The organism is Flavobacterium fontis, from assembly GCF_900129405.1.
Classification (GTDB): domain Bacteria; phylum Bacteroidota; class Bacteroidia; order Flavobacteriales; family Flavobacteriaceae; genus Flavobacterium; species Flavobacterium fontis.
This window is the reverse complement of the sequence record NZ_FQVQ01000022.1, coordinates 1-24,140: the sequence shown is the minus strand read 5'-3', so window position 1 is coordinate 24,140 and position 24,140 is coordinate 1. Positions and strand designations below refer to the sequence as shown.

At 39.5% G+C, this 24,140-nt stretch carries 22 protein-coding genes and 1 other RNA gene; 12 read left to right on the top strand and 11 right to left on the bottom strand.

What is annotated here, in order from left to right:
• Positions 1-357: 357 nt before the first annotated feature.
• Positions 358-1,086 (bottom strand): DUF4294 domain-containing protein, encoded by a 729-nt coding sequence (locus BUC17_RS13525; RefSeq protein ID WP_234977724.1) that lies wholly within the window; start codon positions 1,084-1,086, stop codon positions 358-360.
• Between the two features lie 28 nt (positions 1,087-1,114).
• Here BUC17_RS13525 and BUC17_RS13520 point away from each other — a divergent pair, with 28 nt between their 5' ends.
• The gene (locus BUC17_RS13520; protein ID WP_073365409.1) at positions 1,115-2,203 is read left to right on the top strand and encodes a M42 family metallopeptidase; all 1,089 of its coding nucleotides are present in this window, start codon (positions 1,115-1,117) and stop codon (positions 2,201-2,203) included.
• A gap of 50 nt (positions 2,204-2,253) precedes the next feature.
• Here the strand turns inward: BUC17_RS13520 and BUC17_RS13515 are convergent, their stop codons facing one another.
• The 4 genes from BUC17_RS13515 to BUC17_RS13500 all read right to left on the bottom strand — a co-directional run bounded on the left by BUC17_RS13515 (position 2,254) and on the right by BUC17_RS13500 (position 5,292).
• On the bottom strand, positions 2,254-2,697 hold the full coding sequence (locus BUC17_RS13515) for a hypothetical protein (protein WP_073365407.1): 444 nt from the start codon (positions 2,695-2,697) through the stop codon (positions 2,254-2,256).
• Positions 2,698-2,878: 181 nt separating this feature from the next.
• Positions 2,879-3,829: a phosphoribosylaminoimidazolesuccinocarboxamide synthase gene (locus tag BUC17_RS13510; RefSeq protein ID WP_073365406.1), complete on the bottom strand. Its 951-nt coding sequence runs from the start codon at positions 3,827-3,829 to the stop codon at positions 2,879-2,881.
• A gap of 57 nt (positions 3,830-3,886) precedes the next feature.
• Positions 3,887-4,342 carry a hypothetical protein gene (locus BUC17_RS13505; RefSeq protein ID WP_073365404.1) on the bottom strand — a complete coding sequence of 152 codons (456 nt, stop codon included), beginning with the start codon at positions 4,340-4,342 and terminating at the stop codon, positions 3,887-3,889.
• Positions 4,342-5,292, bottom strand: a complete 951-nt coding sequence (locus BUC17_RS13500) for a PhoH family protein (protein WP_073365402.1) — start codon at positions 5,290-5,292, stop codon at positions 4,342-4,344. Before BUC17_RS13500 ends, BUC17_RS13505 begins: the two co-directional genes overlap by 1 nt.
• Before the next feature lie 107 nt (positions 5,293-5,399).
• Here BUC17_RS13500 and BUC17_RS13495 point away from each other — a divergent pair, with 107 nt between their 5' ends.
• The 5 genes from BUC17_RS13495 (at position 5,400) to dnaN (ending at position 10,147) form a co-directional block, all read left to right on the top strand.
• Complete coding sequence (locus BUC17_RS13495; protein ID WP_073365400.1) at positions 5,400-6,221, top strand: SAM hydrolase/SAM-dependent halogenase family protein; 822 nt, start codon at positions 5,400-5,402, stop codon at positions 6,219-6,221.
• A gap of 5 nt (positions 6,222-6,226) precedes the next feature.
• Positions 6,227-6,523, top strand: a complete 297-nt coding sequence (locus BUC17_RS13490; protein ID WP_073365398.1) for a putative quinol monooxygenase — start codon at positions 6,227-6,229, stop codon at positions 6,521-6,523.
• A 41-nt stretch (positions 6,524-6,564) separates the two neighbouring features.
• A complete protein-coding gene (gldF, locus tag BUC17_RS13485) occupies positions 6,565-7,290 on the top strand; it encodes a gliding motility-associated ABC transporter permease subunit GldF (protein ID WP_073365396.1) in 726 nt (241 codons plus the stop codon).
• Positions 7,290-8,966, top strand: a complete 1,677-nt coding sequence (gene gldG, locus BUC17_RS13480; protein WP_073365394.1) for a gliding motility-associated ABC transporter substrate-binding protein GldG — start codon at positions 7,290-7,292, stop codon at positions 8,964-8,966. Before gldF ends, gldG begins: the two co-directional genes overlap by 1 nt.
• A 62-nt stretch (positions 8,967-9,028) precedes the next feature.
• Positions 9,029-10,147, top strand: a complete 1,119-nt coding sequence (gene dnaN / locus BUC17_RS13475; protein WP_073365392.1) for a DNA polymerase III subunit beta — start codon at positions 9,029-9,031, stop codon at positions 10,145-10,147.
• Positions 10,148-10,208: 61 nt separating this feature from the next.
• Here dnaN and BUC17_RS13470 read toward each other — a convergent pair whose 3' ends face one another.
• Together BUC17_RS13470 and BUC17_RS13465 are read right to left on the bottom strand one after the other, a co-directional pair.
• Positions 10,209-11,039: a universal stress protein gene (locus BUC17_RS13470; protein WP_073365390.1), complete on the bottom strand. Its 831-nt coding sequence runs from the start codon at positions 11,037-11,039 to the stop codon at positions 10,209-10,211.
• Between the two features lie 123 nt (positions 11,040-11,162).
• A complete protein-coding gene (locus tag BUC17_RS13465; RefSeq protein WP_073365388.1) occupies positions 11,163-12,578 on the bottom strand; it encodes an ATP-dependent DNA helicase in 1,416 nt (471 codons plus the stop codon).
• Between the two features lie 98 nt (positions 12,579-12,676).
• Here BUC17_RS13465 and BUC17_RS13460 point away from each other — a divergent pair, with 98 nt between their 5' ends.
• Positions 12,677-13,480 (top strand): DUF3822 family protein, encoded by an 804-nt coding sequence (locus BUC17_RS13460; protein WP_073365386.1) that lies wholly within the window; start codon positions 12,677-12,679, stop codon positions 13,478-13,480.
• Positions 13,477-14,037, top strand: coding sequence for an RsmD family RNA methyltransferase (locus tag BUC17_RS13455; RefSeq protein ID WP_073365384.1), 561 nt, complete (start codon positions 13,477-13,479; stop codon positions 14,035-14,037). The genes BUC17_RS13460 and BUC17_RS13455 overlap by 4 nt, the downstream gene beginning before the upstream one ends.
• Here the strand turns inward: BUC17_RS13455 and rnpB are convergent.
• An RNA gene (rnpB, locus tag BUC17_RS13450) (RNase P RNA component class A) lies at positions 14,035-14,352 on the bottom strand. The genes BUC17_RS13455 and rnpB overlap by 3 nt on opposite strands.
• A gap of 180 nt (positions 14,353-14,532) precedes the next feature.
• Between rnpB and dnaX the strand changes: the two genes are divergently transcribed.
• Together dnaX and BUC17_RS13440 are read left to right on the top strand one after the other, a co-directional pair.
• Complete coding sequence (gene dnaX / locus BUC17_RS13445) at positions 14,533-15,615, top strand: DNA polymerase III subunit gamma/tau (protein ID WP_073365382.1); 1,083 nt, start codon at positions 14,533-14,535, stop codon at positions 15,613-15,615.
• Positions 15,616-15,731: 116 nt separating this feature from the next.
• The gene (locus BUC17_RS13440) at positions 15,732-16,301 is read left to right on the top strand and encodes a DNA polymerase III subunit gamma/tau (protein ID WP_234977723.1); all 570 of its coding nucleotides are present in this window, start codon (positions 15,732-15,734) and stop codon (positions 16,299-16,301) included.
• Positions 16,302-16,305: 4 nt separating this feature from the next.
• On the opposite strand, the gene BUC17_RS13435 is transcribed toward BUC17_RS13440, so the two are convergent.
• The 3 genes from BUC17_RS13435 to BUC17_RS13425 are packed head-to-tail and all read right to left on the bottom strand — an operon-like array spanning position 16,306 to position 19,829.
• Complete coding sequence (locus BUC17_RS13435; protein ID WP_073365380.1) at positions 16,306-17,211, bottom strand: Ppx/GppA phosphatase family protein; 906 nt, start codon at positions 17,209-17,211, stop codon at positions 16,306-16,308.
• A 15-nt stretch (positions 17,212-17,226) separates the two neighbouring features.
• The gene (ppk1, locus tag BUC17_RS13430; RefSeq protein WP_073365378.1) at positions 17,227-19,341 is read right to left on the bottom strand and encodes a polyphosphate kinase 1; all 2,115 of its coding nucleotides are present in this window, start codon (positions 19,339-19,341) and stop codon (positions 17,227-17,229) included.
• A gap of 2 nt (positions 19,342-19,343) precedes the next feature.
• Positions 19,344-19,829 (bottom strand): SixA phosphatase family protein, encoded by a 486-nt coding sequence (locus BUC17_RS13425; RefSeq protein ID WP_073365376.1) that lies wholly within the window; start codon positions 19,827-19,829, stop codon positions 19,344-19,346.
• 434 nt (positions 19,830-20,263) lie between these two features.
• Between BUC17_RS13425 and BUC17_RS13420 the strand changes: the two genes are divergently transcribed.
• The gene (locus BUC17_RS13420; protein ID WP_143161818.1) at positions 20,264-20,734 is read left to right on the top strand and encodes a hypothetical protein; all 471 of its coding nucleotides are present in this window, start codon (positions 20,264-20,266) and stop codon (positions 20,732-20,734) included.
• 26 nt (positions 20,735-20,760) lie between these two features.
• A partial coding sequence (locus BUC17_RS13415) for a beta strand repeat-containing protein (RefSeq protein ID WP_073365372.1) occupies positions 20,761-24,140 on the top strand: 3,380 nt, incomplete at its 3' end.

The window sequence follows — 24,140 nt, the reverse complement described above, 5'->3', positions numbered from 1 at the left end:
TTTTTTTGACTCGGGTTCTAGCTTAATTCTAATCCATATCGATTAGCCTTACTCTCTCTTAATTTTTGCTGTCAATCCAATATGTCTATGAACTTATCTTCTCTAATTCAACCAACCTCTCTCGGTTAGCGGGTGCAAAAGTAAAACTCTTTTTTAATCTGACAAATACTTTTGCAACTTTTTTTTCGAAATCTTTTACCATTCCGAAACCCCATCACTTCCGTTTTGGGAGTGCAAATATAGAAACCTATGCACCCTATATCCAAAAAAAATAGAGAGGAGTTATTAACAATTGTGTAAAAAAGAAACAATTAAAGCTGTTGTGTGTTAAAATTGTGTATTTTACAAACTAGGATGTTACTTTTTAGCTTTTAAATTTTGCGCTAATTTTTCCCAGTGGGCATTTAATTCGTCAAAATCAATAGGGTTTGCTGCTTTTTGTTCCACTAACCTTCCTTCAACAAATGCGCGGTATAAAATAGTTTCTATCCAATAATCCTCGTTGTCTTCTAAAGGACGATAGGTGGCTTTAAGATTTAAATCAAATAAATGAGCGGTTGTATTTGACCAAAAGGCTTTCCAACCACTTTTATACTCTTTAATCAACTCAAAAGTCGAAATACCCGTTTGCCGATAAATCAATTTAATCAATATCTGCCCCTGCTTACGGGATAATTTTTTTAAACGCGGTTTAAATTCTTCTTCCAAATAGGCTTCAACAATTTTCATGTAGCGTCTTTTTTCGCGTGCCGTTTTCAAACTTCCCGCAGTCTTTCGGATTGCCATTAACTTTTCTGCCGTTAATTTTGCATAAGGATATACCTTATACACCCGATTTTGAAGTAATAAGAATGCTTTTTTATCTTCTTCATTCATCGCATTTTTTGAAATTAATACTTCATCCAATAAAATAGTATCAATGGTTACCGTATCGATTTCTACCGTTTGAGTCGATGTTGATGGCACAACAGGTTTATCATCTTGTGCTTGGAGATGACAAGAAAATAAGAACAAAAAGATTGCAGCTATAACTCTCATAAATTCGTATACAAAATTATGCAAAACCATATACAACTGTAGTGCCAAATCTTTATTTTAGCCAAAAAACATTTCTATGGGCAAAAAATCCTTACTGAACAAAGCTTCACTTCATTTTTTGGAAAACTATTTAAACAATGCCTCACCGACGGGATATGAATCGGAAGGGCAACGTTTATGGATGGAATACTTGAAACCTTATGTGGATACTTTTATCACCGACACCTATGGAACAGCTGTTGGGGTAATTAATCCGGAGGCAAGCTATCGGGTGGTTATTGAAGGGCATTCCGATGAAATTTCTTGGTACGTTAATTATATTACAGATAATGGATTGATCTATGTAATCCGCAATGGAGGTTCGGATCATCAAATTGCCCCCTCCAAACGCGTTAATATTCACACCAAAAAAGGAATTGTTAAAGGCGTTTTTGGTTGGCCTGCCATTCACACTCGAAATCGTGGGAAAGAAGAGTCGGCTTCATTGCACAACATTTTCATTGACGTAGGTTGTGCCACCAAAGAAGAAGTAGAAAATTTGGGCATCCATGTAGGCTGTGTCATCACCTACCCTGATGAATTTATGGTTTTAAATGGCGATAAGTTTGTATGCCGTGCCTTGGATAATCGGATGGGTGGTTTTATGATAGCTGAAGTGGCGCGATTGCTAAAAGAAAATAAGAAAAAACTACCTTTCGGTCTTTACATTGTGAATTCGGTACAGGAGGAAATCGGTTTGCGAGGCGCCGAGATGATTACCCAAACGTTAAAACCCAATGTTGCCATTGTAACTGATGTTTGCCATGACACCTCTACACCGATGATTGAGAAGAAAATTGAAGGGGATTTACAAATTGGCAAAGGACCTGTAATAGCTTACGCACCAGCTGTTCAAAATAAGTTAAGAGATTTGATTACCGATACGGCTACTACGTGTAAGATTCCTTTCCAGCGTCACGCCACTTCACGAGTGACTGGGACCGACACTGATGCTTTTGCCTACAGTAATGGAGGTGTGGCTTCAGCCTTAATTTCACTTCCGTTGCGCTACATGCACACTACCGTTGAAATGGTGCATCGCGACGATGTTGAACATGTCATTCAGCTTATTTATGAAACGCTTTTGCGCATCGAAGATCAACATAATTTTTCCTATTTTAAATAAAAAAAAGGGCTGTCTAAACGATAGCCCTTCTTTTTTGTAATTACTGGGAATTATAAAATCTCTTTCCCTACTACCCCAGCGGGTTGAGAAACGGGAACCCTAGGTTGTACGTTCGGTAAAGAATAGCCCTCTTGTTGCTGCCATTGATTGCTTTCGATTACTGATTCATTGAATCGAACCATGTCCTCCAAAGTAGGCTCAATCGTTAACCATTGATAGGTTTGTGGCGCGGTTTCGGTAATTTTATAACCGTCTTCGATTTCCTCTTCAGCCGATTTTTGATAATTTCCTGCTACAGGAGCCAACACATATTGAAGCGTTTGCGCATCCATTTCAGAGACTGTTTCCGGCTTACTTATTTTTTCTTTGGCCAGATAAGCCGTTACATTTGAATCTTCAACTTCCATTTGAAATTGTTCTAAATCGCCGTGCGCTAAGGCAAAATTACTAACGAGTAAAACGGCTAATCCTAAATACATTTTTGTTGTTTTCATGATACTACTTATTTGTTGTGATTGATGATGATTAAAAATACCTTGTATAACCTAGTAGCCTTGTCAATGTTGACGAAATTAACTACTCGGTTATATACTACTAGACGACACTTCGAAACTGTTGTTACAAAAAAAGGCCGCTTTTTTGAAGCGACCTTGTAATTTTAATATTCCATTAACACTAGCGTTGTTGCAAATAGGCATTCACATGATCTGAAATTCGCTTCTCAAGGCTTTCCAAATCGGCTTTGACAAACTTTTCGCCCATAATCGTTTCATACAATTCGATATAACGCTCAGAAACAGAATTAACATATTCTTCAGACATTTCTGGGATGCTTTGTCCCTCTTTTCCTTGAAAATTATGGGCAATTAACCATTGACGTACAAATTCTTTGGATAATTGTTTTTGAGCTTCGCCTTTCTCTTGTCGCTCTTCATACCCTTCGGCATAAAAATATCGGGACGAATCTGGGGTGTGGATCTCATCGATGAGCACAATTTCACCTGATTTCGTTTTTCCAAATTCATATTTGGTATCCACCAATATTAAACCACGGGCAGCTGCAATTTCGGTTCCGCGTTGAAATAGTGCTCGCGTGTATTTTTCGAGTATCAAATAATCTTCCTCTGAAACAATACCATTCGCTAAAATTGCTTCTCGTGAGATGTCTTCGTCATGCACGCCAAAATCAGCTTTGGTGGTTGGCGTAATGATGGGTTCTGGAAAACGATCATTTTCTTTCATTCCCTCAGGCAAAGTGACACCACATAAAGTTCTTTTCCCTGCTGCATATTCGCGAGCGGCATGCCCTGAAAGATAACCGCGAATTACCATCTCTACCTTAAAAGGCGTACATAGATGTCCTACCGCAACATTGGGATCGGGTGTCGCCAACAACCAATTGGGTACAATATCGGAGGTCAACTCCATGAATCGGGTTGCAATTTGATTTAAGATCTGACCTTTATAAGGTATTCCTTTGGGTAAAACGACATCAAATGCAGAAAGTCGATCGGTGGCAATCATCACCAATATCGTATCATCAATGTTATATACCTCGCGAACTTTTCCGCGGTATACTGATTTTTGTCCCGGAAATTGGAAATTTGTAGTTGTGAGCGTTTGCATTATTTGTAGTTATGTTGTTGTGCGGTGCAAAAGTACTTTTAAAAAAGAAAAAATCAATTATGACTCCATGAATTTATTAAAATTCTCTATGAGAAAAGCGACACCTTTGTGTTCAAATCCTTGAATATACTCGGTGTCCTCTTGCCCCATCTCGTTGTAAAATCGAAATTGTATTTTCCCTGGTTCTGATACATTCAACTGGATTATTTTTTGCAGCGGAATTTTATACCGAGCTGTTGTTTCATTTTTCAAATAATTCCAAACAAAAAATAATAATGCCATTCCGCCAAATCCAGCAAGTATTTTTTTTGAATAAAATGCATAAAAGCAAGCGACCATTAGCAGGCCCACAAAATAATACATTCTATCTGCTCGACGATTATTTACTTTACGGGAACTAAATGACTTTTCAGACAAACTCAGAGCTTCCGACCAATTGCCCGATGATGTTAAAAAAAAGGCTTCCTCATTAATTAAGAGGTAGCCTTTTTCATATTTAAAATAGTCTTTCATTAATCTTGGTTTTCGATTCGTTTGTAGGCATCGATAATTTTTTTCACCAAACGATGACGAACAATATCTTTATCATCCAAGTACAATATCCCGACGCCTTCAACATCTTTCAAAATCAAGAGCGCCTCTTTCAATCCTGAAATGGTGCGTCGCGGTAAATCCACCTGTCCTGGGTCGCCAGTAATGATGAACTTGGCATTTTTCCCCATACGGGTTAAAAACATCTTCATCTGAGAATGCGTCGTGTTTTGCGCTTCATCTAAAATCACAAAAGCATTGTCCAGCGTTCTCCCCCGCATAAAGGCCAAAGGCGCAATTTGGATGATGCCTTTCAGAAGATAATCCTCTAGGGTTTGCGGCGGAATCATATCCCGTAAAGCATCATACAACGGTTGCATGTATGGATCTAGTTTTTCCTTCATATCCCCGGGCAAAAATCCGAGGTTCTCCCCTGCTTCAACGGCAGGACGGGTGAGAATGATACGCTTTACCTGTTTTTCTTTCAACGCTTTTACCGCCAAAGCCACTCCAGTGTAGGTTTTACCCGTACCAGCGGGCCCCACAGCAAAAACCATGTCATTTTTCAGTACGGATTCCACCAATTTTTGTTGGTTGGGTGTTATGGCTTTGATTAATTTGCCTCCCAACCCATGAACCAAAATTTTGTCGTGGTCGGGCATACGTTGTTCCTCAAACGTATTACTTTGAATGACTCGATCGATAACATTGGTATCAATATTATTGTAGCGTGTAAAATGCAACATCAATCGGTTGAAACGGGTTTCAAATTCGTCCAGTTCCTCTTTTTCACCAAAAGCTTTTAAAGTGGTTCCCCTCGCTACGATTTTCAGCTTGGGATAATATTTTTTGATGGTCTCTAAATGAGCATCTTGAGCGCCCCAAAATTCTTTCGGAGCGATGTCGTGCAGTTCGATGATACGTTCGTTCAAATGCCGTGGTTTTAGGGTTAAAAATTCCTGAGAATTACTTAGCTTTGCATGCATCTCAAATTTAAGAAAGACTGCGGTTTGTTCCCAATTTAGTTATAAACAATTTTATGTCAATAATTACCCTTACTACCGATTTTGGACACAAAGATTATTTTGTGGGCGCATTGAAAGGGCAATTGTATACACAATATCCAGAGGTGAAACTTGTGGATTTATCGCATGAAGTTGATGCTTTCGACTTGGCACAGGCCAGTTATCTCGTAGGTGCGGGTTACCGCCATTTTCCAAAAGGAACCGTTCATATTATAGGTGTTGATGCAGGAAAAACACCTTCCAAAGGGCATATCGCAGCCTTGTGGGAAGGGCACTATTTTATTGCGGCTGACAATGGCATTTTGGGCATGATTTTCCGTAAAAAAGTCCCCGAAACACTGGTCGAAATCACGATTCACGACCGTTTGCACGAGCAAGCCACAGATATGGAAGTTTTTGCCACTGTTGCCATACATTTGGCCAAAGGAGGGGCACTCAGTGTAATTGGAAAAACCATTTCAACACTCAACGAGGTAACCGAATTGCAACCCGTTATCGACCAGGAGCAGCGCCAACTGAAAGGTTACGTAATGTACATTGATCATTTTGGCAATGCGGTGACCAACATTGAGCAATCGTTGTTTATGGAATCCGCTCGGGGGCGTTCGTATGAGATCACTGTAAAACGTGAAAAACTAAAAACAATATTCCCTCATTATCATGCTATTGAAGCCTTAGACAACAAAATCGATCATGCTGGTAAAACGATGGCGATTTTTAATGAGGCAGGGTATTTAGAAATTGGCATCTATAAAAGTACCTTACATACAGGAAATGCCGCTAGTTTGTTGGGACTCCGTTATCGAGATGCCATTTGGATTGAATTTAAATCTTAACATCTATGTTGGTTCGCATTGTAAAACTCTCCTTTCATGAGGAGCATATTCCTACTTTTTTGGCCCAATTTGAGCAAATGAAATCCCATATTCGAAACAGCCCCGGCAATCGGTTGTTGGAATTGTACCAAGATGCTCAAAATCCAGGGATTTTCTTTACATACAGTTATTGGGACGATGAAACCGCATTAAATCAGTACCGACAATCGGCCTTATTTGATGAGATTTGGACGTTTACCAAAAAACTTTTCAACGACAAACCCGAAGCATGGAGTGTGAATAAATTAGTAAGTTTGCAATAAATTTAAAAGACTGCGTTTACCTAGTAAGGTGAAAATATATTATGAAATCAATACTATTTAGAGAAATAAAATCTTTTTTCGGCGCACCAGTAGGGTACTTGGTTATCGCTATTTTTTTGCTTTTAAACGGTTTATTTCTTTGGATTTTTGAAGGGGAATTCAACATTCTCAACAGTGGTTTTGCCGATATGACCCCCTTTTTCACTTTGGCCCCATGGATTTTGTTGTTTTTAATCCCTGCGGTGACCATGCGAAGTTTCTCGGATGAAAAAAAACAAGGTACGATTGAATTACTCCTCACCAAGCCCTTAAGTCTTTGGCAAATTGTAGGGGGCAAATTTTTGGGCGCGGTTGTTCTCATTGCCCTAGCCATTGTGCCTACGCTACTTTATGTCTTTGTGTTAAACGATTTGGGGATGAAAGATAATCCCTTTGATTTTGGGAGTACTGTAGGAGCCTATTTTGGATTGTTGTTTTTAATTTCGGGCTATGCGTCAATTGGGATTTTCACCTCTACCTTATCCGAAAATCAAATTGTAGCCTTTATTCTCTCTGTTTTTCTATGCTTCATTTTTTATTATGGATTCGAAGGCCTTGCCGTATTCTTTGGATCGGCGGGAGACTACGTTTCTAGAATAGGTATGGATTACCATTTTAAAAGTATGGGCAAAGGGGTTTTGGATACCCGTGATATTCTCTATTTTACCTCCGTTGCTTTCTTTTTCTTATCGTTAACCGTTTACCAATTAAAAGGTCTTAAATCATAATGAAGCAAAAACAGGCAAAACAAATCGCCATCACGCTCGGATTGTTAATCGTAATCAATGTTTTGGGTAATTTGGTCTTCAAACGGTTTGACCTTACCGCTGACCATCGGTATACGCTTTCAGATACTTCGATGACCATTGTAGATAAAGCAAAAGAACCGCTTTATATCGATGTTTATTTGGAAGGAAGTTTTCCCGGTGAATTCAAAAAACTGCAAAGTGAAACCCAACAATTACTGGAAGAATTCAAAGCCAAAAACAGCAATGTTATTTTTCAATTCATCAACCCTTTGGAGGATGAAAACACGTCAGAAGCTACCCTTCAAAAGTTATATGACCGCGGATTAACGCCCATCAATATTACCGTAAATCATAAAGGGAAACAAACCGAAGAGATGGTATTCCCTTGGGCCGAGGTTCGTTACGGCGATCGCATTACCAAAGTTCCACTCCTCAAAAACATGATGGGTGCCTCGACTGCTCAAAAAGTAGAAAGTTCGGTGCAACATTTAGAATATGCCTTTGCCAACGGGTTTAATACGGTAATTGAGAAAAGACAGAAAAAAATTGCGGTGATCAAAGGAAATGGTGAATTGCATGAATTGTTGATTGGTGATTTTCTACGAACAGTAAAGGAAAATTATTTTATTGGTCCTTTTACGTTGGATTCTGTTGCGAGTAATCCTGTAAAAACCAATCTTGATTTGAAAAAATACGATTTAGCCCTCATTGCCAAGCCTACTGAAGCTTTTTCCGATGCCGAAAAACAGGTGCTCGATCAATTTATGGTTAATGGTGGAAAATCATTATGGTTGTTGGATCAGGTCAATATTGAAATGGATAGTTTGATGACTACGGGCGAAGGATTGGCGTTTCCGAGGGACTTGAATCTGGATGATTTGTTTTTTAAATATGGAATACGCATAAAACGCGACCTTGTGAAAGATGTAATGGCCTGTCCTATCACTTTAGCTACAGGGCAACAAGGCAATGCCACACAATACAATCAGTATCCTTGGCTGTATGCCCCTGCAGTATATGCCGATGCCAAGAATCCGATAGTGACTAATTTGGATGTGATAAAATTTGATTTCTGCAACCCTATTGAACTCCTGCAGAATTCTATTCAAAAAACGGTACTGTTGCATTCTTCTCCCTATTCTAAAGCCGTGGGAACACCCATTCCCGTAGCTTTAAACATGGTGGCCGAACGTCCTGAACCGGCTTCCTTTCCGAAAGGGGGCGGCTTGATTCCTCTGGCGGTCTTATTAGAGGGTAAGATGCATTCGGTTTATGAAAACCGCATCCCTGCTTTTAAAGATCCTAACTTCAAAGCCGTTGGAAAACCGGGGAAAATGATTGTCATTGCCGACGGGGATGTTATTCGTAATCAATACGATAAAAACTACCAACCGCTGGAATTAGGGTATGAAAAATGGACAGGAAAAATGTATGCGAATAAAGAGTTTTTATTGAATTGCGTCAATTATTTGTTAGACGACTCTGGACTTATCAACATTCGCAATAAAGAGGTTAAATTAGCCCTATTGGACACCGAAAAAGTAAAAGAGAATTACACCTTCACGCAAATCGTCACTGTGGTATCGCCCTTAGTGATTTTAGGTATTTTCGGACTGTTTTTTACCTTACTTCGCAAGCGTCGTTATGCCCGCTAGTGTTAATAAAAAAACTTTTTTTAATCATCCGCTTTAGGATATATTTGTAAAAAATAAAAAAAATGAAATTCATTGTATCGAGTTCGTATTTATTAAAGCAGCTTCAAGTGTTAGGAAGTGTTATCAACAGCAGCAATACCTTGCCGATTTTGGATAATTTCCTATTTGAATTGAACCAAAATGCGCTCACCGTTTCGGCCTCTGATCTTGAAACTACGATGTCGGCAACGCTTGAAATTGAATCTACCAATACGGGAAGTGTTGCAGTACCGGCCAAGTTGTTGTTGGATATTTTAAAAACGTTTCCTGAGCAACCGCTAACCTTTACAGTGGAGGAAAATAACACCATTGAAATCAGTTCAAATTCGGGTAAATACGCCATAGCCTATGCCCCTGGAGAGGAATTTCCAAAATCGGTACAGTTGGAAGATCCCTCTTCAACGCTTGTGCCTGCTGAAGTTTTGGCTACCGCGATTAGCAAAACGATTTTTGCTGCTGGAAATGACGACTTACGCCCAGTGATGTCGGGGGTGTTTTTTCAATTTGCTCCTGAAGGATTAATTTTTGTGGCCACCGATGCACATAAATTGGTAAAATATGCTCGAACTGATGTAAGCGCTTCGCAAGTGGCTGATTTTATTATGCCCAAAAAACCGTTGAATATTTTAAAAAATATTTTAGGGACCTCTGATGCCGAAGTGAAGATTGAATACAACGACTCTAACGCGACGTTCTCTTTTGAAAACTATATCTTAACATGTCGTTTGATTGACGGAAAGTATCCCAACTACGAAGCGGTAATTCCAAAGGAAAATCCTAATAAGTTGATTATTGATCGTACGCAATTCTTTAACTCAGTTCGTCGTGTGGCTATTTTTTCCAACAAAACGACCCACCAAATTCGTTTGAAAATTGCGGGCGCCGAATTAAATATTTCAGCCGAAGATATCGATTACAGCAATAAAGCCGAAGAGCGTTTGACCTGTGATTATCAGGGTGATGATATGCAAATTGGTTTCAACTCTCGCTTTTTATTGGAAATGCTTTCCAACCTACAATCGGATGAAATTCAATTGGAAATGTCTATGCCTAACCGCGCTGGAATCCTGACCCCAGTGGATGGTTTGGATGAAGGCGAAACTGTAACCATGTTGGTTATGCCTGTGATGTTGAACAATTAAAGGAAACACTAACCCAACCTTTTATAATGAAAGAAGCCGCTTGTTGAAAAGCGGCTTTTTTTTATTCATGTAGCGCCAAAACGGGAATACTCAAATGATTGGCCATTTTCTCGGTGAAGGATTGCGCAAACAATTGGGCAAAAAATCCTTTTTTATAGGTCATCATCGCCAATACATCAACGTTATTTCCACTTATGAAATCAGTAATTGTTGCCTCAACATCATCATTGGGGATAATATGAAATTGAACAGGTTCCAACGCAAAATGGCTTTTCCAATCTTCATACGTAGCGGGTGTATTGTCGGTATCCTGTGTTTCCACATACAAACATTTTACTTTGGCTTGTAATCCTTTGGCTAAGTGAAGGACTTCTTGTAATGCTTTTTTATCTTTTTCTCGAAACCGAGTAGTGAAAGCAATCGTCTCAATACTCGTAAAAGTCGCTTCTTTGGGTACACTCAAAACGGGAACATTCAAATTAGAAATCGCCTCAGTGGTATTGGTCCCCAAAAAATATTCACTCCATCCAGAAGCTCCCGCAGTCCCCATCACTACAAAGTCTGCTTGCTCCTCTCGAATCAATTCTTTTAAATTAAAAACCAAATCCCCATCGCGTAAGGCATGACTCAAACGTACTTTTTCGGCATTATGTTTTACTACAATTTCCTTTAATTTGGCTGCTTCTTCCTTAAATCGATCAAAATTGATTAACTCCAAGGAATCAAAAAGAGTCTTGTAATTTTGAGGGGCAAATTGATGGTCGACAATGGGTAATTCATAGGTATGCAAAAGAATAATCTCTGCATGATACTGTTTTGCCAATTCAAGAGCATAACGAAATGCATTCGTGGCTACTTCAGAGAAGTCGGTAGGGAAGACAATTTTTTTCATGATTTCAGTTTTTTTTGTAGGGTAAAGTTACGGCCCCTTTTCACTCAAAAACATGATAATCATCATAGAAACAGTAGGATAACCTAAAATTAAAATAGCGATAATACAAAAGCTACATCCTAACTACATTTCAAAAAACTGATCTTGAAATCCAATAAGATACAATCGTTCTTTGGCGCGGGTTAAAGCGGTATACAACCATCGAACATCCTCCATTTGAAGTCCGTCGGGCAAATAGGGTTGCTCTACAAATACCGTATTCCATTGGCCACCTTGCGATTTATGGCCCGTGATGGCATAAGCAAATTTTACTTGTAGCCCATTGAAATATTCATTTTGGCGTAAATGCTCCAAACGTTTGTATTTGGAGGGTTCGTCGGCATAGTCCAGTAAGACCTCTTCATACAAGCGTTGGGATTGCTCTTGGGTCAACGACGGAGCTTCGCTTGTTAAGGTATCTAAAATAAGTATCGTTTCAAAAGGGGGTTGATCGGGATAATCAACCATTCTGATTTTTACCCGCGCAAATTGAAACCCATACAGCGCTTTGAAACCATATATTTCAAGCACCTCAATGGTATCTCCGTTGGCAATAAAACCAGCTTCATCGGTTTCTTTTAACCAGAAATAATTATTTTTCACAACCATCAAGTAATCCCCTACCGAAAGTTCACTTTCCTTAAACAATATGCGCGCGCGAATTTGCTGATTGTATTGATTAGCGCGTTTATTGGAACGAACGATAAAAGCAGTATCCTCAATAGAAAATTGACTGTAGGCATTATTGATAGCATCTTGAATATCATACCCATCAACCAAGCGAATGATATCTTTGAATCCGCGCAATTGAAACTGAAATCCTTCAAAAAAAGCATCGTGTAATAATTCGCGTAACTGGGTTGCATTCCATAATATCCCCGACTTTTCCTCTTGACGCATAACCTCGTCCAACTCAATGGTATCGACCTTCTTTTGGTAGTTTAAGGATAACGAATCCACATTCAAAGCGGGTGAATCGGTTCGATGAACGGGGGGTAACTGAGCCGTATCGCCCAAAAGTATCAATTTGCAATTTTGATTATTATAGACATAAAAGATCAAATCATCCAACAAAGACCCTTGTTGATACATCGCTGAACCTCCCTCATAATCGGAAATCATGGAAGCTTCATCAACAATGAAAAGGGTGTTCTTATGCTTATTTTGTTGCATGGTAAAAGTGACACTCCCTGCTTTTTTCTTGGGAAAGTAAATCTTTTTATGAATGGTAAAAGCCGGCTTCTGCGCATAATTGGAAATGACTTTGGCCGCACGACCGGTGGGAGCCAACAAAACCGATTTGTATTGTATTTCGGGTAAACTTTGCACCAAAGCGGCAATCACAGTGGTCTTTCCCGTACCTGCATAGCCTTTTAACACAAAAATTGAATCGTCGTTGGGTTCGGTTACAAACTTTGCTATTTTTTGAAAAAAAACATCCTGCTTCAACGTGGGTTGAAACGGAAAAGCCTGTTGTAATCGTTGGTAAAATTTATGCATAAGACAACAAAGATAGGAGTCTGTTTTCAAATTTGAACCCTCGGAAGCCCGCCTTATATTAACAATATTTCGTAAGTTTGCCTCCACCCGATTAGTTCATGGAGAGTATACTTGACAAAACTTATAAACGCTTAGCCATTCAGGTTTCTCTGAACGGGTTGTCGTTTGCCGTTGTGAATACCATTACTGAGCAAATTGAGGTTTTACAACCGCTCCCGTATCATCCGTATCAACGCAATACTCCTATCGAAGATTGGTTTACCGTGGTTTTTCATGATCATCCCGAATTGCGACTGCGGTATGATGCCATCCAAATTGTGCACACCAATGCACTCAACACTTTTGTCCCTACTCCTTTTTTTGATGCGGAGTTCAAAGGAAGTTATTTGCAATTCAATACCCGAGTTTTTGAAACCGACTTTTTTGCCTATGATACCTTGGCGTCACATGAAATGACCAATGTGTATATCCCGTATGTGAACATGAATAATTTTTTCATCGACCAATACGGTTCTTTCGATTATTGCCATGCGCATTCCATCTTGGTTCAAAAATTATTGGAGTACAGTAAACATTCGGTCGAACCTGTGATGTATGTGCACCGTGCCGCTTCGCATTTTGAAATTGTGGTGATTGCGCAACGAAAGTTGGTTTACTTTAATGCGTTTGACTATCAAACGCCGGAGGATTTTATCTATTATATTTTATTTACTGCCGAGCAGTTGCAACTGAATCCCGAGCAATTGCAACTGGAATTGTTGGGCACATTTGAAGAAGACGATCCGTTTTACCAAATGGCCTATACCTATATTCGTCAAGTCCAACTCATGCCGTTGCGCGCCATCAATAACGGACGAAGTGAACATGAAAACCGTCACCATTTTATTCTTGTTCACGCATGAGAATTATTTCTGGAAAATACAAAGGACGTCGATTGGTAGCGCCCAAAAACTTGCCTGTACGCCCTACCACGGATATGAGCAAAGAATCTTTGTTTAATATTTTAAACAACCATTTTCATTTTGCGAATCTAAAGGTATTGGATTTGTTTGCAGGCACCGGAAACATCAGTTATGAATTTGGATCCCGCGGTTGTCCCGAAATCATCAGTGTGGATGCCGATTTTGGCTGTGTGAACTACATCAAAAAGACGGCTAACGAATTGGATTTAAATATTTCGGCAATCAAAAGTGATGTATTCAAATTCTTGGAACGTCATCGCGGGACCTATGATGTGATTTTTGCCGACCCACCGTATGATATGGCAGAAAAAGATTTTCATCGATTGGTGGCGTTAATCTTTGCGCAAGATTTGTTGGATGAACAAGGCGTCTTGGTCGTAGAACATTCGAAGCATACTCCTATGAAAGATTTGGACTTTTTCAGCTACGATAAAAACTACGGTGCCTCGGTTTTTTCCTTTTTTGAATATCCTGAAATCGAGGAAGAAGAAGCATAAAAAAGCAGACCTGTAAGCCGGATTCTGTATTCCGAAATTCGGAACCCTTATCATTTATCTGGCCGTATTATTACTAATACGATCTATCTGCCTACCCCCCGACAACGGACGAGTAGCCCTTAACTGTCGGTATACATGGCATTGCACCGCATAGAGTTTACCTGATTTCACTACAGCCGAACTGTACATCCTTTCTGTTGCACTGGTCCTCTTCCGATTTCTCGAAAGGACGGGCGTTACCCGCTATGCTACTCTGTGGTGTCCGGACTTTCCTCCATCTCGACGAATCGAAACAGCGATAAGGCGGTCTGCTGGCGCAAAGATAGCTTTAATTGTTTGGAAATAACGGCTTTCTTTTTTTAAAAAATAGACATAAAAAATAATAAGGACGGCTCCCATTTTCGGGGGATGTTGTGAATAAGTTTTGATGAAAAAGGGATAGGGCAAGCGAACTGATTTTGTAAAAAAACTATATTTGTATTCCAATTGAAAACTATGGAACAATTTATTGTATCAGCCCGTAAATACCGTCCGCAAACGTTTAAAGACGTAGTGGGTCAGCAGGCTATTACGAATACCTTATTGAATGCCATAGAAACCAATCACTTGGCGCAAGCCCTCCTATTTACGGGTCCGAGAGGTGTGGGTAAAACCACTTGTGCACGTATTTTGGCCCGTAAAATCAACCAACCGGGGTATGATGATCCGAATGAAGATTTTGCCTTCAATGTTTTTGAATTGGATGCTGCCTCCAATAACTCGGTGGATGACATTCGGAATTTGATTGATCAGGTTCGCATTCCTCCCCAAACGGGACAATATAAAGTATATATTATTGACGAGGTTCACATGCTTTCAACGGCAGCATTCAATGCCTTTTTGAAAACTTTGGAAGAACCCCCGAAGCATGCTATTTTTATTTTGGCGACTACGGAGAAGCATAAAATCATTCCAACCATTTTATCGCGTTGTCAAATTTTTGATTTCAAACGAATTACGGTCAAAGATGCCAAAGAGCATTTGGCGGAGGTCGCGCGAAGTCAAGGGGTACAATTTGAAGATGATGCTTTACATATTATAGCCCAAAAAGCCGATGGTGCGATGCGGGATGCGCTGTCAATTTTTGACCGTGTTGTCTCGTATTGTGGGACTAATTTGACCCGTCAGGCGGTGACTGAAAATCTCAATGTATTGGATTTTGAGACCTATGTTGCAATGACTAATTTAATTTTAGCCCATGATATTCCTCAAATTTTAGTAGCCTTTCATCACGTTTTGGCCAAAGGATTTGATGGCCATCACTTTATTGTTGGTTTAGCATCGCATTTTAGAGATTTAATGGTATGCAAAAATCCAGCGACACTGGCTTTACTGGAAGCCGGAGAACATGCACAAATGCTGTATAAAGAACAAGCTGAAAAATGTGAAAGTGACTTCTTGCTTAAAGCCATCGCTTTGACCAACGAATGCGATTTGAAGTATAAAACGTCTCAAAATCAGCGGTTACTAGTCGAACTTACGCTAATGCAATTGTGCTCCATCTCTTTTGATGGAGAAAAAAAAAAGTTGACTTCATAATTCCGCCAACCTACTACAGGACCAATAATTACTCCATCACTGAACTAAAAAATCAGGATAAAAAAACAACATCTCTGCCAGCCACTGAAACTAGCGGTACAAAACCCGAAACTGCCGTGACACCGGTGTCGGTTCCAATAGATCCTCCCAAAACAGAGGCTCCTCGTGTTGAACCACCCGTTTCTAAACCTTTGCAAACCATTTTGCCAAGTCAAACCGAAGGAGGAAAAGTTTCGGCATTGTCGTTGTCGAGTATTCGAGCGAAAAAGGAACTCCTGGAACAGCAAAAAAATACGGTTCGTGAAGAACAAAAAACGTTGCCTACCGAACCTTTTACAGCTACAGAAATGTTGGAACAATGGTATAAATATGCCGACCGATTAAACGACAAAGGGCATAAAATCATGGAGGCATTACTGCGCATTAATGATCCGCGACTGGAAGGCACGACCATTATTCATACGTTACCGAATCAAGGGTCAAAATTGGACTTTGACAAAGAAAAACCTGAGCTTGTTGCCTTTTTACGCGCCAAACTTCACAATCATGAAATCGGACTTGAGGTTGAAGTCAATGAAGAAGTGAAAAGTAAAATAGCCTTTACGCCCCAAGACAAGTACCATCGACTTCAAGAAATCAACCCCGCACTCGAAATGTTGCGGAAACAATTTGACCTTGATCTATAATGTTTTAAAACGTAATGGATTCTATTTTTTGGTGATACATAGCTTTTACGATACCATCGGAGAGCCCAATTTTGGGTACATAGATTTTTCTTGCGCCACTCCATTTCATCGCATTTAAATAAATCTTAGTCGCCGGGATAATAACGTCGGCACGGTCAGTATTCAAGGCTAATTCTGCTACCCGTTGTTCGTAGGTCAACGAACTTAAATATTGATACTGTGCATTGAGATACAGATAAGAAAGCGGCTGATCGGGTAATTTTCCCGACAGTTTAAACAATTTGTTGATGTTGCCACCAGAACCTACCAGAATAATATCATCATAGGGTTCACATTGCGTTCGCACCCATTCCTCAATGGCATTCCATGTTTCATCGGGAACGCGATCGTTAAGTAAACGTACAGTTCCGTTTCGGAAAGATTTGGAAGCAATCATTTTACCTTCAGAAAACAAGGAAAATTCGGTACTTCCGCCCCCAACATCGACATATAAATAGGTTTTATCGGCTGTAATAAACGAGTGCAAATCGGAAGAAGCAATGATCATGGCTTCGGTTTTCCCGTCTATAATTTCAATATCAATAGATGTTTTTTCCTTAATAAGTTTCACCACATCGGGACCGTTTAACGAATCGCGCATCGCCGAAGTGGCACAGGCTTTATACCGTTCGACTTTATAGACTTTCATCAACAATCGAAAGGCCTCCATGGCATCAACCATGCGTAATGCATTCTCTTGAGAAATGATTCCAGTGGTAAATGAATCTTGCCCCAGACGAATGGGTACTCGAATTAAAGAGGACTTGTTAAACTGCGGCTCTTTTCCTTCCTGCTCAACAATGTTAGTGATTAACAAGCGCATCGCATTGGAACCAATATCTATCGCAGCATATTTACGAATTGCAATCATAGGTTTGGGGCTATTTTAGGGGAGTAAGGGTTGTTCATCATAGAGGCGTTGAAAATACGCATACATTTCATATTGTGCTCTGAATACAGGCGAATGTTCATCACGCGTTCGGTAGCGATTGTCAAGATTTTCAGAATGAAAACGCGCTTTTACATTTCCTTTCCATCCAATTTCAAACGTGTCGATCAGTATTTTTTTAATATCGGCCTGATAAATGGGACAGGTCACTTCTACCCTGCCGTCAAGATTTCGCGTCATAAAATCGGCCGAGGAAATATAGATATCGGGATTTCCATCATTTCCAAAAATAAAAACACGAGCATGTTCGAGTAAATTATCGACGATGCTTATGGCTTGAATATTTTCGCTCATCCCAGGAACACCCGGAATTAAAGAGCATATTCCACGTATTTGCAAACGAATTTTTACTCCAGCATTACTTGCTTCATACAATTTATCAATCATCTCAAAATCAGAGAGTGAATTCATTTTTAAATCAATCGTAGCCACTTTACCTAGGGTAGCATTGAGAATTTCGCGGTCAATTAATTTATAGATGCGATTTCTGGTGTAATGCGGGGAAACAATAAGATGTTTGTAGCGGTGTAAACGGTAGTTGATGTCAAAAAACTCAAATATTTTCGTCACATCTTTAAGGATTTGTTGGTGACTCGTAAATAAGGTGACATCGGTATACACTTTGGCCGAAGATTCATTGAAATTACCGGTAGAAATGAAACCGTAGCGTTTTAACTTTTGCTCTTCCATGCGTTCAACGACACAAATTTTACTGTGGACTTTTAATCCTTTAATGCCAAAAATCAATTCAATACCTTCTTGTTGCATCATTTCTGAGTACGAAATGTTACTTTCTTCATCAAAGCGGGCTTGCAGTTCAATTTGCACCACAACCCGTTTGCCATTTTTAGCCGCATTAATCAGAGAACTAATGATTTGCGAATTTTTGGCGAGACGGTATAACGTAATTTTTATAGAAGTAACTTTGGGATCTAGGGCGGCTTCTCTTAAAAACTTAATAAGGTAAGCGAACGATTGGAAAGGGGCATATACCAAATAATCCTTTTGCGCAATTTTTTGCAGCATACTTCCCTCCAATGAAAGGCCAGGAACTGGTAGCGGTACCTTCTTTTGGTACAATAAATCAAAACGTCCTAAGTTGGGAAAATCCATGTAGTCACGGCGGTTGTGGTATCGTCCTCCGGGAATTACACTGTCGGACTTGTCAATTCCCATTCGGTTAAGGAAGAAACTTAACGTATCTTTATCGATCATGGTATCGTAAACAAAGCGTACAGGTTCACCCACGCGACGTTCTTTAACAGAAGTAGCGATTTTCTGCAACATACTCTTATTTAAATCACTATCGATATCCAATTGAGCATCGCGGGTGATTTTGATCATGTGGGCCGAGATACTTTCGTAGTCAAAAATATTGAATATAGAACTCAAATTATAGCGAATCACATCGTCCAAAAGCATGATGTATTGTTTGTTTTCAAGGGCCGGTAAAACAACGACGCGATTGATGTTTTTGGGGATTTCAATTAGGGCATAACGAACTTCTTTCGGTTTCATTTTTCCAAATAGACCGGACTTACTTTCGCTTCGCATAACCAATTTGACCGCCAAGTAGCCAGAAGTATCTTTTAACAATGGAAATTCAGCTAAATCATTTAAAATGACCGTAACTAATTCTGGACTAACATTTTGAATAAAAAAATCATGCACGAAATTTTGATGTTCTTGACAGAGTTGATTTTCGTTGACAATGACAATATTTTCCTTTTCTAACTCTTTTTCAATGGCACTAAGAATTCGCAGACTATCGGATTGTTGCTTAATAACAATCGCGGTGATTTCTTTTACGAGTTGTTGTGCTGAAATTCCACCTAATATTTTCTCTCCTGTTTGTCCAGAAAGGCTCAAACGACGAATTGCCGCATAACGAACCCTAAAAAATTCATCCAAATTATTGGAAAAAATACCTAAAAAACGAAGTCTATCGAGTAAAGGAACCGTGGGATCGGCAGCTTCTTGAAGGACACGAGCATTGAAGGTGAGCCAACTTTTTTCGCGGTCAATATAGTTGAATTTACGTGAGTTTGTCATTTTTATAATGCGCTGGGAGTTATAAATCGTATTGTTTTTCCCTTGGTGATTGCAGCCCAACTTTCGGCTTCAAATTCGATTGTTACCCAACCTGCCGTGGGAACATTGGGAATAAACAGGTCCCCAAATTTATTAACAAAATCTGTAATAGCGTTGTTATGACCAAAAAGAAATACGCTTGAGAATTTTGGATTCATTTTTTTAACAAATCGTTCTAAATTGTTTGCCTCAAACGTGTACAATTCCTCGGCGATTTCAAGTATTGGAAATGAAGCCTCCTGATTCTCCATAATTATTTTTGCGGTAGTTCGAGCCCTCACGGCTGGACTTGTATAGACTTTTTGGGGTATACATTGCTCACGAATTAACGCTATTCGCATTTTTTCGGCATTTGCAATTCCACGTTCATTTAAGGGGCGCAACCGATCATCCAAGGGAAATTCCCATGAAGATTTAGCATGTCGTATCAGAGAAAGTTTGAATTTCATTTTTTTGTAAGATTTTACATGTTATATATGCCTGTTTTTACCTTTTATCCAATTTTTTTTACACTTTATCGATATTTTATTTGGTCAGCTAAAATTAACACTGTACTTTCGATTTGTTAAAAGTATGCATTTTGTCGATGTTTTTTGACCTTGTTTGTAGTATAAAGTGCGTTTTAACATCGATGAATGCTGAAAAATATGTCGTTGAAAAACATATATTTTTCGATGAATGATTGAAAAACATGGAAAAATGGAAGTTTAACGAGTTTTAGCGCAGTTCACGGATAAAATTGAAAAAGCAAAACTTATCAACATAATTTTGAACAATGTTAACTTTATCCTAAAAGTGAAAGAACATGAATAGTATCAACCCAAATAAATCAAACATGAACAAACCCAAAGGTTCCCACTCATTTTGGAGAATCCTAGTCATTATGATGACTTTGCTCCTTTCGTTTTCGAGCGAGGTGTTTGCCCAACAAGCTGGCACACCAAGAGTTTCCGCAATCCGTCCTTTAGATGCCTACATCAATGGTGGAAATGATCCCGAGCGCACGCGCTTAAAGGATTTAGTCTACGAGGTACAATCCTCGGTTTACTTTTATGACAACGTAGTTAAAACCTACGGCAGCAACCCTGTAAACGTTTACACCGATTTTAACGGATTTATTCGTTTACCTCAGGCCAATTTTCAAAAACAAACCATTGAGTTGATTACTGTTCGTATCGACGAACCATCCCAAATCATAGGTGCTTTGAATTTGAGTACACTTTCAGGTTTTACTAAGCTTCGTTATGTGTATGTTCTCACAGCTTTTCCCTACACACTACCACAAATTTCGCAGGTAGTAACTTCAGCTGGAACAAATTACATTGTTGTATTTAAAAGCGAACCTGGATCTTAATCCAGTACATTAAAAAGTTGAATACCATGAAAAACAACTATATGACTTACAAATCGAACAAAACCCACTTTTTGCTACTTCAGCTTATCCTGTTTTTCGGAAGCTTAAGTTTGCTTAACGCGCAGGTTTATGTTCCGTTTTCACAGCGAACGTCTTCGTATACGCCTACACAGACGGTTTACAATGTGAAAGGGGATTTTACCATGATTGGTAATACCAACCTGACCCTACAAAACTATGGGAACACAACCAACAACAACAGCAACACGATGGTGTATGTTGACGTTGATGGCAACTCCCCCATTGGTTTAGGAGGAAGTCCAACGTTTAACTCCTCTTCGGCTAACTTAACATTCTCAACAGAAAATGGAGCGATTCCATCATGTTCAAGAATTGTTTTTGCCGGTTTGTATTGGACAGGAAGAGCGAGTCAATCTTCTTCTGGAACTTCAAATACATTCAATGTAACGCGTACGATTAACGGTACAAGTTATACGAAGCAATTTGACAAACGAAAAGTAATGTTAAGAGGTCCAGGTGCATCATCATACACTATGATGACCGCAACGGCCAATAACATCTATTACCCAACAAACACATCCGATTACATTTATTCGGGATATACAGAAATTACAGACTATGTCCGTCAAAACGGTTTAGGTACTTATACCGTGGCTGATATCGCTTTGCGCGATGGTAACGGTGGAGGAACAGGTTACTCGGGTGGATGGGGTATCGTAGTTGTTTACGAGAACTCCAAAATGAAATACCGTGATATCACTGTTTTCGACGGTCATGCTTATATCAACGGTTCATCGACACCCAATAACTTACCTGTTTCTGGTTTTAATACCGTTCAAACGGGTAATGTAGGAATCAAATTAGGTTTGATGGCCTCTGAAGGTGATGTTGGATTAACTGGTGATTTCTTCAGAATTCAAAATTTAAATACTACGAATTACACCAATTTGTCTCATAGCGGAAATACCGCTAATAACTTTTTTAACTCGTCCATTGTGACAGGTGGAAATACACGTAATCCGAATTTACAAAATAATACGGGTATTGATATTTCCATGTTTACGTTAAACAATACGAATAACTCCATTATCGGTAACAACCAAACGTCAACCAATTTCCAATACGGTAGTGGTGGTGACGTTTATGCCATTTTTAATATTACCATGGCGGTTGATGCGTACATTCCTGAACCTGAAGGTTTATTGACTGTAACGCAACTGAATGGAGTCAATGTCTCTGCTGCGCCTTACACAATTCAGCCCGGCCAAGACATGACATTTACGGTAGATATCCGTAATCAAGGTACTGAAGCTATTAACAATGCAAAAATTGTTATTCCTGTACCTTACAATGCTACATATGTACCTAATACGGCTTCGGGTAGTGTATTTTTTACACCGCTTCCAACTCCCAATGCAATTACTTTTAATCCTACTTTAGGGGCTACGGGTTCAATTGTTTGGGATTTTGGTCGTTTACCAATGCCTACAACACCCAATCAAGTATTGGCGCGACTTACTTTCAAGTTAAGAGCGACCACGGATTGTACTATTTTAAATAACAGTGCTTGTGGTAATGCCATCCTTGTTAATGGTACTCTCTCGGGTACAGGTGCTATCACTGGTGTTGTGTTTAATAATCGACCTTTGATTCAAGGATTTACCAATAATGGTACCTGCGTTGGAGAACCTATTGCGCAGTCCATTTCAATTGGAATCAATGGAACAAACTATGTCAATGCAAATTGTCAAGGAGTTCCTGCAATCAGAAACTTTGCATATTGTGGTTCAGGAAATACAGTACCTGTAACTGATGTAGTTTCAAGTTTCCCTGTAGGTTCATCATTCTACAACGAATTCCCAGTAGACTCCAACACTATAGAGTATACCAACGCGAATCCCTTCCCGATAACTCCTGGGTCTACTACGACTTATTATGCAGTACCCGCTGGAGGAAGTGGGTGTTTTATTCCCTTTACGATTTCGCGTTGTAACAAAATTATCGCTAACGACGATGCTGGTTCATCGGTTGTAGGAGCAGTTGGCGGAACTTCCTTTACCAATGTTTTAATCAATGATACATTGAATGGAAATCCAATTACAGCTTCACAAGTGGTTATTTCACAAATTTCAACTTCCAATGCTGGGGTAACATTATCAGGTAATAATGTTGTTGTTGCTCCTGGAACACCAGCCGGCAACTATACTTTAGTATACCAAATTTGTGAAGTATCTAATCCAACCAATTGTGATACCGCAACAGTTACTGTACCCGTGTCAGCCGCAATAATTAATGCCGTTGATGATTCGGGCACTGTCAATGGTGCTACGGGTGGTACAGCAGTTCCAAATGTATTGGTAAACGATACGTTGAACGGGCAGCCTGTAGTTTTAGCGCAAGTAAACTTAACGCAAGTTTCTACTTCTAATCCAAGTGTTACATTGAACTTAACTAATGGTTCGGTAAATGTGGCTCCTGGAACTCCCGCTGGAACGTATACATTAGTGTATCAAATTTGTGAAAAATTAAATCCATCCAATTGTGATACGGCTACAGTTACAGTAACTGTTAACCCTTCTCCAATTGTTGCAAATGATGATTCAGGAAGTGCAAATGGATTAACAGGTGGGACTGCGGTTCCAAATGTATTGGTAAACGATACGTTGAACGGGCAGCCTGTTGTTTTAGCACAAGTAAACTTAACGCAAGTTTCTACTTCGAATCCAAACGTTACATTGAACTTAACCAATGGTTCGGTAAATGTGGCTCCTGGAACTCCAGCCGGTACATACACTTTAGTATACCAAATCTGTGAAAAATTAAATCCTAATAACTGTGATACAGCAACGGTAACAGTAACTGTAGCGGCTCCTATCATCGTAGCAAATGACGATGCTGGAACACCAGTAAACGGTTTTGCAGGGGGTACTTCTTTCACTAATGTATTGGTAAACGATACCCTCAACGGGCAACCTGTTGTGGCTTCTCAAGTGAACACTACGTTTGTTTCTTCTACAAACCCTGGTGTGACACTTTCTGGAACTAATGTTGTTGTTGCTGCTGGAACTCCTGCAGGTAACTACACATTGGTATACCAAATCTGTGAAATTTTAAATCCAACAAATTGTGATACTGCAACGGTAACGGTAACGGTGAACGCTGCTCCTATCGTTGCAAATGACGATAACGGTTCAGCTAACGGTTACACTGGCGGTACTGCTGTGCCTAATGTATTGGTGAATGATACCTTAAACGGTCAGCCCGTTACTTTGGCGCAAGTGAACTTAACACAAGTTTCGACTTCGAATCCAAATGTAACTTTAGATCCTACAACTGGTGCCGTGAATGTTGCTGCTGGAACTCCAGCTGGTACATACACTTTAGT

Excerpts from the sequence above, each read along its gene's own strand:
- BUC17_RS13520 (WP_073365409.1), top strand. The coding sequence starts at position 1,115 with ATGGGCAAAAAATCCTTACTGAACAAAGCTTCACTTCATTTTTTGGAA.
- BUC17_RS13515 (WP_073365407.1), bottom strand. The coding sequence starts at position 2,697 with ATGAAAACAACAAAAATGTATTTAGGATTAGCCGTTTTACTCGTTAGT.
- BUC17_RS13510 (WP_073365406.1), bottom strand. The coding sequence starts at position 3,829 with ATGCAAACGCTCACAACTACAAATTTCCAATTTCCGGGACAAAAATCA.
- BUC17_RS13505 (WP_073365404.1), bottom strand. The coding sequence starts at position 4,342 with ATGAAAGACTATTTTAAATATGAAAAAGGCTACCTCTTAATTAATGAG.
- BUC17_RS13495 (WP_073365400.1), top strand. The coding sequence starts at position 5,400 with ATGTCAATAATTACCCTTACTACCGATTTTGGACACAAAGATTATTTT.
- BUC17_RS13490 (WP_073365398.1), top strand. The coding sequence starts at position 6,227 with ATGTTGGTTCGCATTGTAAAACTCTCCTTTCATGAGGAGCATATTCCT.
- gldF (WP_073365396.1), top strand. The coding sequence starts at position 6,565 with ATGAAATCAATACTATTTAGAGAAATAAAATCTTTTTTCGGCGCACCA.
- gldG (WP_073365394.1), top strand. The coding sequence starts at position 7,290 with ATGAAGCAAAAACAGGCAAAACAAATCGCCATCACGCTCGGATTGTTA.
- dnaN (WP_073365392.1), top strand. The coding sequence starts at position 9,029 with ATGAAATTCATTGTATCGAGTTCGTATTTATTAAAGCAGCTTCAAGTG.
- BUC17_RS13470 (WP_073365390.1), bottom strand. The coding sequence starts at position 11,039 with ATGAAAAAAATTGTCTTCCCTACCGACTTCTCTGAAGTAGCCACGAAT.
- BUC17_RS13465 (WP_073365388.1), bottom strand. The coding sequence starts at position 12,578 with ATGCATAAATTTTACCAACGATTACAACAGGCTTTTCCGTTTCAACCC.
- BUC17_RS13460 (WP_073365386.1), top strand. The coding sequence starts at position 12,677 with ATGGAGAGTATACTTGACAAAACTTATAAACGCTTAGCCATTCAGGTT.
- BUC17_RS13455 (WP_073365384.1), top strand. The coding sequence starts at position 13,477 with ATGAGAATTATTTCTGGAAAATACAAAGGACGTCGATTGGTAGCGCCC.
- dnaX (WP_073365382.1), top strand. The coding sequence starts at position 14,533 with ATGGAACAATTTATTGTATCAGCCCGTAAATACCGTCCGCAAACGTTT.
- BUC17_RS13435 (WP_073365380.1), bottom strand. The coding sequence starts at position 17,211 with ATGATTGCAATTCGTAAATATGCTGCGATAGATATTGGTTCCAATGCG.
- ppk1 (WP_073365378.1), bottom strand. The coding sequence starts at position 19,341 with ATGACAAACTCACGTAAATTCAACTATATTGACCGCGAAAAAAGTTGG.
- BUC17_RS13425 (WP_073365376.1), bottom strand. The coding sequence starts at position 19,829 with ATGAAATTCAAACTTTCTCTGATACGACATGCTAAATCTTCATGGGAA.
- BUC17_RS13420 (WP_143161818.1), top strand. The coding sequence starts at position 20,264 with ATGATGACTTTGCTCCTTTCGTTTTCGAGCGAGGTGTTTGCCCAACAA.